Source organism: Streptomyces sp. NPDC047085, assembly GCF_040643735.1.
In the GTDB taxonomy this organism is placed as follows: domain Bacteria; phylum Actinomycetota; class Actinomycetes; order Streptomycetales; family Streptomycetaceae; genus Streptomyces.
Genome location: NZ_JBEYUW010000004.1, coordinates 556,600 through 570,997, shown reverse-complemented (window position 1 = coordinate 570,997; position 14,398 = coordinate 556,600). Strand labels below are relative to the sequence as shown.

Annotated in this window: 13 protein-coding genes; 9 read left to right on the top strand and 4 right to left on the bottom strand. The window is 72.0% G+C overall.

Translation table 11 applies throughout. From position 1 onward, the window contains the following. Window positions 1-12: 12 nt before the first annotated feature. The gene (locus ABZ865_RS18085) at window positions 13-534 is read right to left on the bottom strand and encodes a hypothetical protein (protein ID WP_361231215.1); all 522 of its coding nucleotides are present in this window, start codon (window positions 532-534) and stop codon (window positions 13-15) included. A gap of 157 nt (window positions 535-691) precedes the next feature. Beyond that, window positions 692-1,357, bottom strand: coding sequence for a bifunctional DNA primase/polymerase (locus tag ABZ865_RS18080; RefSeq protein WP_361230994.1), 666 nt, complete (start codon window positions 1,355-1,357; stop codon window positions 692-694). Window positions 1,358-1,973: 616 nt separating this feature from the next. Between ABZ865_RS18080 and ABZ865_RS18075 the strand changes: the two genes are divergently transcribed. Together ABZ865_RS18075 and ABZ865_RS18070 are read left to right on the top strand one after the other, a co-directional pair. Beyond that, window positions 1,974-3,428, top strand: a complete 1,455-nt coding sequence (locus ABZ865_RS18075) for a PP2C family protein-serine/threonine phosphatase (protein ID WP_361230991.1) — start codon at window positions 1,974-1,976, stop codon at window positions 3,426-3,428. Between the two features lie 148 nt (window positions 3,429-3,576). Next, window positions 3,577-5,037, top strand: coding sequence for an aminopeptidase P family protein (locus ABZ865_RS18070; protein WP_361230989.1), 1,461 nt, complete (start codon window positions 3,577-3,579; stop codon window positions 5,035-5,037). 62 nt (window positions 5,038-5,099) lie between these two features. On the opposite strand, the gene ABZ865_RS18065 is transcribed toward ABZ865_RS18070, so the two are convergent. Together ABZ865_RS18065 and ABZ865_RS18060 are read right to left on the bottom strand one after the other, a co-directional pair. Next, window positions 5,100-5,624: a GNAT family protein gene (locus ABZ865_RS18065; RefSeq protein WP_361231213.1), complete on the bottom strand. Its 525-nt coding sequence runs from the start codon at window positions 5,622-5,624 to the stop codon at window positions 5,100-5,102. 98 nt (window positions 5,625-5,722) lie between these two features. Beyond that, a complete protein-coding gene (locus ABZ865_RS18060; RefSeq protein ID WP_361230987.1) occupies window positions 5,723-6,169 on the bottom strand; it encodes an ATP-binding protein in 447 nt (148 codons plus the stop codon). 301 nt (window positions 6,170-6,470) lie between these two features. On the opposite strand from ABZ865_RS18060, the gene ABZ865_RS18055 reads away from it, so the two are divergent. The 7 genes from ABZ865_RS18055 (at window position 6,471) to pheA (ending at window position 13,982) form a co-directional block, all read left to right on the top strand. Continuing rightward, window positions 6,471-7,400 carry a hypothetical protein gene (locus ABZ865_RS18055; RefSeq protein WP_361230985.1) on the top strand — a complete coding sequence of 310 codons (930 nt, stop codon included), beginning with the start codon at window positions 6,471-6,473 and terminating at the stop codon, window positions 7,398-7,400. A 172-nt stretch (window positions 7,401-7,572) separates the two neighbouring features. Next, on the top strand, window positions 7,573-8,358 hold the full coding sequence (locus tag ABZ865_RS18050; protein ID WP_361230983.1) for a YcnI family protein: 786 nt from the start codon (window positions 7,573-7,575) through the stop codon (window positions 8,356-8,358). Between the two features lie 89 nt (window positions 8,359-8,447). Then, window positions 8,448-9,101: an SCO family protein gene (locus ABZ865_RS18045; RefSeq protein WP_361230981.1), complete on the top strand. Its 654-nt coding sequence runs from the start codon at window positions 8,448-8,450 to the stop codon at window positions 9,099-9,101. Then, entirely contained in the window at window positions 9,098-9,607 is a 510-nt protein-coding gene (locus ABZ865_RS18040) for a copper chaperone PCu(A)C (RefSeq protein WP_361230979.1), read from the top strand. Before ABZ865_RS18045 ends, ABZ865_RS18040 begins: the two co-directional genes overlap by 4 nt. Before the next feature lie 13 nt (window positions 9,608-9,620). Then, window positions 9,621-11,585, top strand: coding sequence for a copper resistance protein CopC (locus ABZ865_RS18035; RefSeq protein ID WP_361230977.1), 1,965 nt, complete (start codon window positions 9,621-9,623; stop codon window positions 11,583-11,585). A gap of 8 nt (window positions 11,586-11,593) precedes the next feature. Next, entirely contained in the window at window positions 11,594-12,895 is a 1,302-nt protein-coding gene (gene efeB / locus ABZ865_RS18030; protein ID WP_361230975.1) for an iron uptake transporter deferrochelatase/peroxidase subunit, read from the top strand. Between the two features lie 154 nt (window positions 12,896-13,049). After that, complete coding sequence (gene pheA, locus ABZ865_RS18025; RefSeq protein ID WP_361230973.1) at window positions 13,050-13,982, top strand: prephenate dehydratase; 933 nt, start codon at window positions 13,050-13,052, stop codon at window positions 13,980-13,982. Window positions 13,983-14,398 lie beyond the last annotated feature (416 nt).

Here is a 14,398-nt window from a genome sequence, read left to right as displayed (position 1 = left end):
CTCTGCTGCTCGTCAACTCCCGCTCTGCTGCTCGGAGTTGCTGCCCGAGCGCAGCAGCAGCGGCCCGTCGGCCCCGTGCCCGGCGAACTCGGTGACGGCCGTGTAGGCGTCCGGCCCGCCCCGGGTGCGCTCGCGCGGCGTCTCACAGGTGGCGGGCTCGTCGTCGGTACCGGTGGCACAGTGCGTCTGCACGGTCCGGCCGGCCGGTCCCATCAGGCTCAGCACGGAGTCCACGGCCTCGCCGGTGGTGTTGCGGTAGTAGGTGCGCGCCCAGGTGTCCTCGCCCTGTGTCAGCACACAGGTCTGCGCCTCGATGCCGTCGGGGGAGGAGAGTTCGGGCCCGCAGCGGGCGGCGGTGGCCAGGCCCAGACCGAGCAGACGGGGCGTGCCGGCGGGAGCGGCCGGGATGCCGGGGACCGTCCTGGCGTCGTCCCCCTCGGGCGCGTGGACGGGGGCCGGCGCGTCCTTTCCCGCGGTCCCCGTCGCCTCGCCCACCTGTCCCGTGGACGACACGGCCAGCGGCAGCGCGATCACGCCCGCCACGATGCCCACGAGGGCGAGCAATCGGAGCCTTCGGGGGTCCCGCCCGCCGTGGCGCGCCCGCCGGGTGCCTGGCCCCCCAGAAATTCGCAGCATGGGCGGAAGATAACGAGCGCGCAGGGACATCCAGGTCCGCCCGCGCCCGACACCCTTACAACTCGGGCGCGCTCACACCCGTACGAGTGAGGGCGTCGACCACGGCGTCCACCACGGCCTCCACATCGGGCACCCAGGGCGAGGCCGAGCCGGGCAGCGGGGCACGCTCCCAGCGGACCGCGCCCTGACCGGTCTCGGACGGGGGCATGGCGAGATAGCCGCCCTCGCCGTGGAAGCGCAGCGAGCCGGGCACGAAGTCCTTGGCGTAGAGCAGCTCGCCCAGCTGCTCCATGGAGTACGGCTTGACCAGCAGGAACCAGCGTGTCGGGGCGGCGATCACCGGGCCGAGGCGCATGCCCCGGCGGTCGAGCAGGTCGAGGGCACGGGCCGCGGCGGGCGCCGGCAGGCTGACCGCGCAGGGGGCCGTGCCGCCGGTCGCGAGGACGATCGGCGCGCCGGGGCGGTTGGTCCACCACCAGCGCACCATGCGCGCGTCGGTGGTGGCCGCGAGCAGCCCGGGGTCGAAGGGGTGCGCACCGGGCACCGTGCACTCCGGGTCGGGGCAGCCGCAGCGGGCCCGGCCCTGCGGGTCCGGGGCCACGCCCGGGAGTACGGGCCACTGCCATTCCGTCGCGAAGGTCAGGGCCGCGCTGATCAGCTCAGGCCTCCCGTCGTTCCGCCTGGACAGGAGCCTGCGTCGCCTTCCGAGGATCTCGCGCATGAGCGCTCGTTCCTTTCCGTTGCACCGCTGGCAACACCGTGGGCCACACCATGTGTCGATCACTTCACTGGGCGTACCTGTTGGCGCATCACACCCCTGCGCACGGCAGGGGGAACCCCTGGGGTTCGAGCATTGGCCGCGTCCGCGTCCGTCGTGCGTCTGCCGCGTCTATCAAAAGCACGGTTGCGGCGTGGGGGTGGCGAAGTCTGGCGTTTTGCCGTCGCGCGTGTTTCTCTCCGCCTCCGCCACGGGAGGATGGGGCTCGGCCGTCGGTGGCTATGACGCCCGGGTCCGTCGCCAGGTTCCGGGTGGCCCCCAACCACCCCTGGCCTTCACCGAGTACGTACCCATCACGACCGCTGTGACGCTCCGTGGAGCAAGCCCAGTCGACCGCAATGAACCGATACCCGAGGCAGTTTTCAGCCAACTTGGCAGTAAGGCAAGGGTTTCTGCGGAAACCCACTTCAGACCCATGGACACCAGGAATCCCGGCAGGACAATGCTGGACATCCCCTCACGAGTGCGTGTACATGTGGAGACACTGCTAGCGGCGCAGAATGACATGGGGGTTTGCGATGCTTTTGAGCAATACGCACCGGCCTGAAAGCCGGACGCCATGAACGCCCCGCACCCTCCGAAAGTGGCCGGAATCGATCCAACGGTTCCCACGCCCGCACACACTGTCGCGCCCGCCTCCCCCACGCACGACGCCGGACCCTCCGCGGACACCACCCCCTCCGTCCCCGCCCCGGCCGCCCCCGCGCCCGGCGCCCTGCTCCAGGACCGGCTGGCCGGCTGGGTCTCGGACCTCACGACCCTCCACGAACTCACCGAGCGCCTCTGCCGCACGGACGCGCTCGAACCGGCCCTCGAGGAACTGCTGCGCGCCGGATCCGCCCTCGTCGGTGCCCGCCGCGGCCTGGTCGTCCTGGAACCCGGCGACGGACTCGGCCCCCGCACCACCCTCGGCCTCGGCCTCGGCCGCGCCGACCTCGGCCACATGGAGACCGTGCCGCGCGGCTCCCTGCCCTACGGCGCCCTCCTCGACACCGGCGCGAACACCGGCAGCGGCACGAACACCGCCACCAGCACCGGCACCTCCGCCGAGATCGTGCACGCCGACCTGCTCGCCGAGGACGGCCTCGACCCCCGCCACCGCGAGGTGGCCGCCCGCCTCGGCTACGCCGCCAGCTACGCCCTCCCCCTGTCCGCCGCGTCCGGCCGCCTCGGCGCCGCCGTCTGGCTCTACGACGAGCCCGCCGAACCGGACGAGCACCGCCGCCACCTGATCGGCCTGTACGTCCGCCACGCCGCCGAGCACCTCGCCCTGCTGGTCGAGGTGGAACGCGCACGCGCGCGTACGGCGACCATCACCGAGGAGCTGCTCCCCTCCCGGCTGCCCCGCGTGCCCGGCGTCCAGCTCGCCGCCCGGCACCGCACCGGCCCGCGCGGCGGCGGCGACTGGTACGACGCGCTGCCGCTGCCCGACGCCGCCCTCGGCCTCTCCGTCGGCTCCGTCACCGGCTCCGGGCCCAGCGCGGTCGCCGCGATGGGCCGGCTGCGCGCCTCCCTGCGGGCCTACGCCGTGATGGAGGGCGAGGACCCGGTGGCCGTCCTGTCCGACCTGGAGCTGCTGCTGCGGCTGACCGAGCCCGCCCGCTCCGCCACCGCCCTGTTCGCCTACTGCGAGCCCGCCCTGCGCAAGGTCACCCTGGCCGGCGCCGGGCACAGCCCGCCGCTGCTGATCGGCGAGCGGCGCACCGAGTTCGCCGAGACCTCCGTCTCCGCCCCCCTGGGCATGCTCGCCTGCTGGGAGGCGCCCAGCGTGGAGGTCCAGGCCGAGGCCGGAGAGACGGTTCTGCTCTACACCGACGGGCTGCTGCACCGTACCGGCGACCCGATGGACCGCGCCTTCGCCCGGCTGCACGCGGCGGCCGCGAGCATCCCCCGCAGCCTGCGCTCCGACCCCGGGGCCATGGCCGACCACGTGCTGCGCACGGTCCTGCCGGGCGGCCTGGACGCGGCGGACAGCGAGGAGGACGTGGTGCTGCTGGCGGCGCGCTTCGACTGAGCGTCCGGACTGCATGACCGGGCATAACAGGTCATCCGGCCCGGGTCCACATGCGGTACGACCGTACGATGATGGAGGCCCCCGCGCGGTCACAGCCGCGAGCGCCGGGCCACCGGGGGAGATCACACGCCGTACCGAGGAGGATCACGTGGCCGACGAACTCACCCCGGAGACCCCGGAAACTGAGTCCGAGGAGCCCATCAAGCAGCGGAAGAACGGCCTGTACCCGGGCGTCTCCGACGAGCTTGCCGAGAACATGAAGTCCGGCTGGGCCGACACGGAGCTGCGTGACCTGAAGCCGATCCCGCAGGCCGCCGAGACCGCGCGCCGCCGCGCCGCGCTCTCCGCCCGCTTCCCGGGCGAGCGCCTGGTCGTCCCGGCGGGCAACCTGAAGACCCGCTCGAACGACACCGAGTACCCGTTCCGCTCGTCCGTCGAGTACGCGTACCTCACCGGCAACCAGACCGAGGACGGCGTCCTGGTCCTGGAGCCGAAGGGCGACGGCCACGAGGCGACGATCTACCTCCTGCCCCGCTCCGACCGCGAGAACGGCGAGTTCTGGCTCTCCGGCCAGGGCGAGCTGTGGGTCGGCCGCCGCCACTCCCTCACCGAGTCCGAGGCGCTGTACGGCATCCCGGCCTCCGACGTCCGCGAGCTCGCGGAGAAGCTGAAGGAAGCCACCGGCCCGGTCCGCGTGGTGCGCGGCTACGACGCCGGCATCGAGGCGGCCCTCACCGACAAGGTGACCGCCGAGCGCGACGAGGAGCTGCGCGTCTTCCTCTCCGAGGCCCGCCTGGTCAAGGACGACTTCGAGATCGGCGAGCTGCAGAAGGCCGTCGACTCGACCGTCCGCGGCTTCGAGGACGTCGTCAAGGTCCTCGACAAGGCCGAGGCGACCAGCGAGCGCTACATCGAGGGCACGTTCTTCCTCCGCGCGCGCGTGGAGGGCAACGACGTCGGCTACGGCTCCATCTGCGCCGCCGGCCCGCACGCCTGCACGCTGCACTGGGTGCGCAACGACGGCCCGGTCCGCTCCGGCGACCTGCTCCTGCTGGACGCGGGCGTGGAGACCCACACCCTGTACACCGCCGACGTCACGCGCACGCTGCCGATCAACGGCACGTACAGCGAGGTCCAGAAGAAGATCTACGACGCCGTGTACGAGGCCCAGGAGGCCGGTATCGAGGCCGTCAAGCCCGGCGCCAAGTACCGCGACTTCCACGACGCCGCCCAGCGCGTGCTCGCCGAGAAGATCGTGGAGTGGGGCCTGGTCGAGGGCCCGGTCGAGCGCGTCCTGGAGCTCGGCCTGCAGCGCCGCTGGACCCTGCACGGCACCGGCCACATGCTCGGCATGGACGTCCACGACTGCGCCGCCGCGCGGACCGAGACGTACGTGGAGGGTGTCCTGGAGCCGGGCATGGTGCTCACCGTCGAGCCGGGCCTGTACTTCCAGGCCGACGACCTGACGGTCCCCGAGGAGTACCGGGGCATCGGCGTCCGCATCGAGGACGACATCCTCGTCACCGAGGACGGCAACACGAACCTCTCGGCCGGCCTGCCGCGCCGCTCCGACGAGGTCGAGGCGTGGATGGCCGCCCTGAAGGGCTGACCGGGCGCTGACCGGGCTTCACGGCCGGGTGCTGGTGAGTTCCAGTACCCGGCCGTCTCGCGTCACAGACCGGGGGCGTGGTCGTGCAGGACACGCTGGAAGAGCCGGCAGTCCTGCCATCGGCCGTTGATGTGCAGGTACTTCGGGGCGAGCCCGATCGGTTCGAACCCGCACTTCCGCAGCACCCGCTGCGAGCCGGTGTTCCCGATGAGCGTGGACGCCTCGATGCGGTGCAGTCCGACCGAGTCCCGGGCGAGCAGGCAGACCCGCTCCACCGCGGCGGTGGCCAGGCCCCGGTTCTGCTGGTCGGCGGCCACCCAGTACCCGAGATAGGAGCTGCAGAAAGGCCCCCGGGTGATCCCGGACAGGGTGATCGCCCCGACGATCTGGTCGCCCTGCGCCTCGAACACCCAGGGCACCGCGGTTCCGTCGGCGCACTGGCGCAGCAGCCCCTCGATGCGGTCCGCCTGGCCCGCGGCGGTGAAGAAGGACTCCGGCCTGACCGGCTCCCACGGCTCCAGGTGCTTGCGGTTCTCCGTGTAGGCGGCGGCGAGCGCGGGGGCGTCGCCCCGGGTGAGACGGCGCATGGTCACGCCGACCGCTATCTCCTGGTCCGCGTGCTGGTTCTGAGGGGGTTCGGCATGCATGCGCGCACCCTAGCGGCGCGGCCTCCCTGCGGGGACCGTCATGCCGTCAGCAGGGACGGGTCCTTCTTCCACTTGAGGATCTTGTCGAAGCTGACCACCGTGCCGCCCCGGCCCGGCTTGGCGCCGATGTGCACATGATCGGCGAGCTCCCGGATCAGCCACAGGCCCCGGCCGTCCTCGGCTTCCGCGCGGGCCGGCCGGATGTCAAGGGCGCGGGCGAACCCGGGGCCCGAATCGGCCACCTCGATACGGCACTTCTCGCCGTCCAGATAGGCGGTCACCCGGTACGCCTCGGAGGTGCCCCCGCGCGCCGCGTCACCGCCGTGCTCGACGGCGTTCGCGCAGGCCTCACTGAGGGCGACGGACAGGTCGTAGGAGATGTCCGGGTCGACGCCCGCCGTCTCCATCGTGCCGATCAGCAGCCGACGGGCGAGCGGCACGCTCGCGGCCTCGCGGCGCAGATGGAGTGACCACCAGATGCTCATGCTCCAGCCTCCCGGCCGCGGCTCGACATACCGTTACGTATTGCCGTCCGTGCGCCCCTGTAAGCACCCCGTTGACGTGACTCGGCCCATATGGGCGATGCGCCCCGGGACGAATCGGTGTATGGGGGACGGCTCCCGGCAGCGTGCGTGGGGGCGCGCGGGGGCGCGTACCAGGGGCGCTCGATGGCTCGGCTCGCGACGGAGGGTGATCCTCCGAGCGGGGCGGAATCCCGGCTCGTGGCGAAATCCGGCGGGCCTGCCGCGTGGCGCGAGTGAGCGCAGTGCGATGATGAGCCCCGCCATGACAGCCCCCCACGCACGCACGACGCGCCCCGGACTCGAGGTCCGGATCCTGCGGGCCGCGGTGTTCGCCGCGGTCTGTGTCGTGCTGGCCGCGGCCGGGCACACCCTGGCCTCCTGCGCGCGCGTGCCTCTGTGGACGCTCGGCGCGGGCTTCCTGGGCTGTCTGCTGCTCGTCGTACCGCTCGCCGGGCGGGCCCGCTCGCTGCCGGGCATCGCCGCGCTCCTCGCGCTCGGCCAGACCGCGCTGCACACGCTGTTCGGGCTGGGCCAGCACGGGGCGGCGGCGGCCATGGCCTCCCAGATGCCGATGGGCTCGACAGGGGCCATGGGTTCGATGGGCTCGGCGGGGTCCATGGGCGGCTCGATGGGGTCCATGGGCGGCTCCATCGGATCGGCGGACGGAGCGCTGAGCGGCGGTGCGCTCGTGGAGCGGGCCGCACGGCTGCTGTGCGGGGACACCCCGTCGGCGCTCACCCCCGGGCACGCCTACCACCTCCTGCTCGACGCGCACCTCATCGACGCCTCGGGCCGGGCCGTCGGCAGCATGCCCGCCATGCACCACGCCGGCGACGCCACCGGATCCACGGCGGCACTGCTGCCGTCCCTGCCGATGCTGCTCGGCCACGTCCTCGCGGCCCTCGCCGCGGGCTGGCTGCTGCGCCGCGGCGACCTGGCCCTGCTGCGGCTCATCGAACTGTCGGCGCACGGCGTCGCGGAAGGAGTCGCGGAAGGGGCGCTCGTACGGTCCCTGCGCGCGGCGCTCGCGCTGGCGCACGCCCTGTGCGCCGGGCTGCTGCCCGCGCCCGGACCGGACTTGCGCGGCCCTCGTACCGACCGGGACGAGGTGCCCGCCCCGCACACCACCGCGCTCCAGCACACGGTGATCCGGCGCGGCCCGCCCGCCGTCGGCTTCGCTCTCGCCGCCTGACGCGACGCGACCACCCCTCCACCCCATCCGGCGGAGGAGAGAGGCCGCCGTCGCGTGGCCGCGCACGCGTGCGCCGACCGGCGCGACCCACCGACGAGTGGCCCGCCACGCGCACGCGTACCTCTCTTCATCACCGATCACCGGATCTCACTCAGAGTGGAGTGCTCCTGCCATGCAGGTTTCCCGTACCGCGTCCCGTGTCGCCACCCGCGTCGCCGCCGCCGCTGCCGTCGCGGGCTCGGCCGTCCTCGTCCTGTCGGCCCCCGCCTTCGCGCACGTCAGCGTGCAGCCCGAGGGCACCGCGGCCAAGGGCGGTTACGCGGTCGTCGACTTCAAGGTGCCCAACGAGCGCGACGACGCCTCGACCACCAAGCTCGAGGTGAACTTCCCCGCCGACCACCCGCTGGCCTCGGTCATGCCCGAGCCCATCGCCGGCTGGAGCGTGAAGGTCACCAAGTCCAAGCTGGACAAGCCGCTCACCCTGCACGGCGAGAAGATCGACGAGGCCGTCACCAAGGTCACCTGGACCGCCGACGGCAAGGGCATCGAGCCCGGCTACTTCCAGAAGTTCCCGCTCTCCCTCGGCGCCCTGCCCGAGGACACCGACCAGCTCGTCTTCAAGGCGCTCCAGACGTACTCCGACAACGAGGTCGTGCGCTGGATCGAGATGCAGCAGAAGGGCCAGGAGGAGCCGGAGAACCCGGCCCCGGTGCTGGAGCTGTCCGCCGCCGGCGACGACCACCACGGCGCCTCCTCCGACGACGACGCCTCGTCCGCCTCCGACGACTCCGACGCCGCCGGCGCCAAGACCGGCGACAAGACCGAGAAGACCGCTGCCTCAGACGACTCGAAGGGCGGCAGCGACACCACCGCGCGCGTGCTCGGCGTCGTCGGCATCGTCATCGGTGCCGCGGGCGTCGCCTACGGCGTCCTCGCCGGCCGCCGCCGCACCAACTGACCCACCGCTCCGCACCCGCACCGGGGTCGTGCGACGCTTTCGTACGACCCCGGTGCGGGCCGGACATTTCACATCTGGGACATTTTTCTATGCGCAAGAAGACGTTCGCCGCGGCCGCGCTGCTCGCCGCCGCCACCCTGACCCTCACCGCCTGCGGCAGCGGTGACGACGGCAAGACGCCCGTCGCCTCGGTCTCCGAGGAGAGCGGCTCGGGCAAGGCCTCCACCGTCCTCGACCAGCCGTTCGAGAAGCCCGACCTGGTCCTCACCGACACCCACGGCAAGAAGTACGACCTGCGCGCCGAGACCAAGGGCCACCCGACCCTGCTCTACTTCGGCTACACGCACTGCCCCGACATCTGCCCCACGACGATGAGCAACATCGCCGTCGCCAAGAAGGCGCTGCCCAAGGCCGATCAGGACGACCTCAGGGTCGTGTTCGTCACCACCGACCCCGGCCGCGACACCCCTGCCGAGCTGGGCAAGTGGCTCAAGGGCATCGACCCGGAGTTCGTCGGCCTGACCGGCGACTTCGCCACCATCCAGGCCGGCGCCCGCTCCGTCGGCATCGCCGTCGAGCCGACGTCGAAGGACAAGAACGGCAAGCTCGTCTCGATGCACGGCACCCAGGTCATCGTCTTCTCGCCGAAGACCGACGGCGGGTACGTCCTCTACGGCGAGGACGCCTCGGTCGACGAGTACACGAAGGACCTGCCCAAGCTCGTCAAGGGAGCGAACCCGTGAGGCGTACGGTCCTGAGCGCGGCCGTGCTGGCCGGCGCCCTGGCCCTCGCGGGCTGCGGAAACGGGGCGGACTCCGGGCCGGGAACCGACTCGGGCAAGGGCTCCGGCTCGGGCTCGGGTTCGGACGCCTCGAAGGCCGAGCTGTCCGTGAGCGCGTCGTACATGCCCCAGCCGGTCTCCGCCGACATGGCCGCCGGTTTCCTGACGATCAGCAACCAGGGCGGGGCGAAGGACGAGCTGACCTCGGTCACCAGCGACGTCGCCGGGCAGGTCACCATGCACAGCACCGTCGGCGGCGCCATGGAGGAGAAGACCTCCTTCGCCATACCCGCGCACGGTCGCCTCGTGTTCAGCAGCGGTGGCAACCACCTGATGTTCGAGCAGCTGAAGCGCAAGCCGGAGCAGGGCCAGACCGTCACCCTGAAGCTCGGCTTCGCCAGGTCCGGCCCCCTCACCGTCGAGATGCCGGTGAAGTCCGCCACGTACAACCCGTCGACCGGCCACTGAGGAAGGGACCACTGTGACGCGGACCATTGCCCCCCGCCTGCGGACCCTGGTGCTGCTGCTTCTCGCCGTGACCGGCGCGCTGCTCGCGGGCGCCGGGCCGGCCTCCGCGCACGCCGCGCTGACCGGCAGCGACCCCGCGCAGGGGGTGGTGGTCGACAAGGCACCCGCCCAGGTGTCGCTCACCTTCTCCGAGAAGGTGGCGATGAACGACGACTCGCTGCAGGTGCTCGACCCCAAGGGCGGGAAGGTCCAGGTCGGCTCGCCGGTCAACGTGAGCGGGACGACGTACGCCGTCAAGCTCAGGAGCGGCCTGGCCAAGGGCACCTACACGGTCGCCTACCAGGTCGTCTCGGCCGACAGCCATCCCGTCTCCGGCGCCTACACCTTCTCCATCGGGGCGCCCTCGGGGACCGTCGTCTCCGGCGTCGGGACCGCGGCCGGCGGCGGAGTCGTGGGCGGGCTCTACGCGTTCGGACGGTACGTGTCGTACGCCGGCTTCATCGTGCTGGCGGGCGGCGCCGCCTTCGTGCTGGCCTGCTGGCAGCGCGGCTCCGGCGTACGGGCCCTGCAGCGGCTCGTGGTCGGCGGCTGGCTCGCGCTCACCGCGGCCACCCTGTGGCTGCTGCTCCTGCGCGGCGCGTACACCACCTCCGGAAAGTTCGCGGACGTCTTCGACCTGGACCTGCTCGGCCAGGTGCTGCAGACCAAAACGGGCGCCGCGCTGGTCTCCCGGCTGCTGCTGCTCGCCGCCGCCGCACTGTTCATCGCCGTCCTCTTCGGCGCCTACAACCGGCGCGAGGAGGGCGAGGAGAAGCGGGACCTGAGCTTCGGGCTCGCCGTCGGCGGGGTGGTCGTCGCCGCCGGGCTCGCCGCGAGCTGGGCGATGGCCGAGCACGCCTCCACCGGGCTCCAGCCGGGCATCGCCATGCCCGTCGACGTCGTCCACCTGCTGGCCGTCGCCGCCTGGCTGGGCGGGCTCAGCGCCCTGCTCGTCGCCCTGTACCGGGCGCCCGCCGACGCCCCGATCGAGGCCGCCGCCGTACGCCGCTTCTCCCGGGTCGCCTTCGGTTCCGTGCTCGCGCTGGTCGCCACCGGCACCTACCAGTCCTGGCGCCAGCTGGGCTCCTGGTCGGCGTTCACCGACACCGGCTACGGGCAGCTGCTGCTGGTCAAGATCGGGCTGGTGGCGCTGCTGGTGGGCGTCGCGTGGATCTCCCGGCGGTGGACGGGACGACTCTCCGACGTCGCGGACAGGGTCGCCCGGAAGGTGAAGCAGCCCGAGAAGGAACCCGAGAAGGAACACGTCCCCGCGTCGAAGTCCGCGTCCGGTGACGCGAAGCCGGAGACCGGTGACGCGAAGGGGACCGGTAACGCGAAGGCGACCAATGACGGCAAGCGCGCCGCGCAGCTCGCCCGGCAGCGGGCCGCCATGGACGCCGCCCGGCAGAAGCGGCTCCGGAACGCCGACCGCAACCGGTTCGGGCTGCGCCGCTCGGTGTTCGCCGAGGCGGGCGTCGCGGTCGTGCTGCTCGCCGTCACCACCGCGCTGACCCAGACCGAGCCGGGCCGTACCGAAGAGGAGGCCAGGGCCGCCACCTCGTCCTCCGCCAGCTCCTCGGCGTCCTCGTCCTCGTCCGGCACGCTGACCCTGGACATGCCCTTCGACGCCGGCGGCACCGACGGCAAGGGCCTCGTCCGGGTCGACCTCGACCCCGCGCGCGTGGGCGGCAACGAGATGCACGTCTACGTGCAGCGGCCCAACGGCCGCGCCTTCGACATCCCCGAGGTGAAGGTCGCCTTCACGCTGGAGGCCAAGCAGATCGGGCCACTTCCCGTGAACCCGGACCACATCACCACCGGACACTGGTCGGCGAGCAGCGTGCAGATCCCCATGGCCGGCGACTGGAAGATCGCCGTGACCGTGCGGACCTCCGACATCGACCAGGTGACCGTCTCCAAGAACGCGCAGATCGGCTGACCCTCACCATGCCCGACCAGTCCATCCCCCAGGCCCGCACGCCCGAGTCCGACTCCGCCTCCGACTCCGGGGTGCGGAGGCCCGATTCCGGCGGCGGCCGGGGTGTCTCCCGGCGCGCCCTGCTCGGCACCGCCGGGGCCACCGGGCTCGTGCTCGGCGCGACGGGCGGGGCCGTCGGGTACGCCGCCGCGCCCGCGCAGGCCACCCCGCTGACCTCGCTCGGCGCCGGCCGCGCGATGTTTCACGGGAAACATCAGCCCGGCATCACCGAGGGACTGCAGGCCCGCGGCCATCTCGTCGCCTTCGACCTGGTGGCCGGAGCGGGCCGCAAGGAGGCGGCGGCCCTGCTGCGCCGCTGGTCGACGACGGCCGAGCGGCTGATGGCGGGCGAGGCGGCCCCGCATGACGACACCGACGTGGCCCGGGACGCGGGCCCGTCCTCGCTGACCGTCACCTTCGGCTTCGGCCACAGCTTCTTCGCGCGGACCGGCCTGGAGAAGCAGCGCCCGACCGCGCTGGACCCGCTGCCCGACTTCTCCTCCGACCAGCTCGACAAGGCGCGCAGCGACGGCGACCTGTGGGTGCAGATCGGCGCCGACGACGCCCTGGTCGCCTTCCACGCCCTGCGCGCGATCCAGAAGGAGGCGGGCGGCGCGGCCCGCGTCCGCTGGCAGATGAACGGCTTCAACCGCTCCCCGGGCGCCACCGCGCACCCCATGACCGCGCGCAATCTCATGGGCCAGATCGACGGCACCCGCAACCCCAAGCCCACCGACGCCGACTTCGCCAAGCGGATCTTCGTGCCCGCCTCCGGGGAGCCCGCGTGGATGGCGAACGGCTCCTACGCCGTCGTACGCCGTATCCGCATGCTCCTCGACGACTGGGAGAAGCTCTCGCTCACGGCCCAGGAGGCGGTCATCGGGCGCCGCAAGGCCGACGGGGCGCCGCTGTCCGGGGGCGGTGAGACGACGCCGATGGACCTGGAGAAGGCCGACGCCAAGGGCGAGTACGTCGTCCCGCTCAACGCCCACGCGCGGATCACCCGGCCCGACCGGAACAGCGGCGCGGCCATGCTGCGACGCCCGTTCTCCTACCACGACGGTTTCGACACGGACGGCACCCCCGACGCCGGGCTGCTGTTCGTCTGCTGGCAGGCGGACCCGCTGCGCGGATTCGTCCCGGTGCAGCGCAAGCTCGACCGGGGCGACGCGCTGTCGCGGTTCATCCGGCACGAGGCGAGCGGTCTGTTCGCGGTGCCCGGAGGCGCGGCGAAGGGGGAGTACGTGGGGCAGCGGCTGCTGGAAGGGTGAGCCGGGGACTCGTATCCGCATCGTCGGGGGGCGGGGGCGTATCCGGATCGTCCGGAGGGCCGTCTGAGTGGCGATCCGGGTTTGAAACCACCCGGTCGGGTGGCGTCCATGAGACGCGGGCGCCGCCTTCGCCGGTGGCCATTAGGGTGAGGACATGCCAGCGAGCTATGCGTATCTCGGTCCCGAAGGCACCTTCACCGAAGTCGCCCTGCGCACGCTTCCGGAGGCTGCCACCCGGGAGCTGATCCCGTACGTGTCGGTGCAGTCCGCGCTGGACGCGGTGCGGGCCGGCGAGGCCGAGGCCGCGTTCGTGCCGATCGAGAACTCCGTCGAGGGCGGCATCACCACCACCCTGGACGAACTGGTCGCGGGCGAACCGCTGATGATCTACCGCGAGGTGCTGCTGTCGATCACCTTCGCGCTGCTGGTCCGGCCGGGCACCGAGCTGTCCGACATCAAGACGGTCTCCGCGCATCCGGCCGCCCAGCCGCAGGTCCGCAACTGGCTCAGGAAGAACCTCCCGGACGCCCACTGGGAGTCGGCCGCCTCGAACGCGGACGCCGCGCGGCTGGTCCAAGAGGGTCAGTACGACGCCGCCTTCGCGGGCGAGTTCGCCGCCGCCCGGTACGGGCTGCGGGCCCTGGAGACCGGGATCCACGACGCGGAGAACGCGCAGACTCGGTTCGTGCTGGTCGGCCGGCCGGCCCGGCCCGCCGCGCCGACCGGTGCCGACAAGACCTCGGTGGTGCTGTGGCAGCGCGACGACCACCCCGGTGGCCTGCGCGATCTGCTCGGCGAATTCGCCACCCGTGGCATCAACCTCATGCTGCTGCAGTCCCGGCCGACCGGCGCGGGCATCGGCAACTACTGCTTCTGCATCGACGCCGAGGGGCATATCTCGGACCGGCGGGTGGCCGAGGCGCTGATGGGGCTGAAGCGAATCTGCCTCCAGGTGCGTTTCCTCGGCTCCTATCCGCGCGCGGACATCAAGCCGGACGAGGCCCCGCCGACCCGGCCTGGGACCTCCGACGGGGAGTTCATGGCGGCGTCGGACTGGGTGGCGCGCTGCCAGGACGGCCGGTTCTGACCGGTCGTACCTGCATATCTTCGTTATCCACAGAAGTTATCCACAGGTCCGCTTCTCGACCTGGGGACAAGTCGACAACAACGCACCACTCAGTCGACAAATCGCCCTAGAGGCTCCAAGAGAGGCCACCGGGGCGCACATCACCCTTCGTCCACTCGTTTCCTTAGATTCATCTTTTGGAGCGACGTCATTCCACCCAAAAGTGGGTGTCGTACCAGTTCAAGCCGGGAATTCTTCAGTCCGGTCAGCACTTCCGGAGTGATCAATTCCGGAATCCACAGACTTTCCGCACAGCCTGTGGATAACTCTTCTCGGGATGTGGATTCCTGTGGACAACCCCGCAGCCAAGTGCCGCTCTTCGCAAGGGAATCCGGTCAACCAGGGCCCGGCCGACTGCCCCGTTCCACGTAATGAGA

Bases quoted from the DNA above. Each gene is read 5' to 3' on its own strand.
- ABZ865_RS18055 (WP_361230985.1), top strand. From the start codon at position 6,471: ATGACAGCCCCCCACGCACGCACGACGCGCCCCGGACTCGAGGTCCGG.
- ABZ865_RS18065 (WP_361231213.1), bottom strand. From the start codon at position 5,624: ATGCGCCGTCTCACCCGGGGCGACGCCCCCGCGCTCGCCGCCGCCTAC.
- ABZ865_RS18050 (WP_361230983.1), top strand. From the start codon at position 7,573: ATGCAGGTTTCCCGTACCGCGTCCCGTGTCGCCACCCGCGTCGCCGCC.
- efeB (WP_361230975.1), top strand. From the start codon at position 11,594: ATGCCCGACCAGTCCATCCCCCAGGCCCGCACGCCCGAGTCCGACTCC.
- ABZ865_RS18045 (WP_361230981.1), top strand. From the start codon at position 8,448: ATGCGCAAGAAGACGTTCGCCGCGGCCGCGCTGCTCGCCGCCGCCACC.
- pheA (WP_361230973.1), top strand. From the start codon at position 13,050: ATGCCAGCGAGCTATGCGTATCTCGGTCCCGAAGGCACCTTCACCGAA.
- ABZ865_RS18075 (WP_361230991.1), top strand. From the start codon at position 1,974: ATGAACGCCCCGCACCCTCCGAAAGTGGCCGGAATCGATCCAACGGTT.
- ABZ865_RS18060 (WP_361230987.1), bottom strand. From the start codon at position 6,169: ATGAGCATCTGGTGGTCACTCCATCTGCGCCGCGAGGCCGCGAGCGTG.
- ABZ865_RS18080 (WP_361230994.1), bottom strand. From the start codon at position 1,357: ATGCGCGAGATCCTCGGAAGGCGACGCAGGCTCCTGTCCAGGCGGAAC.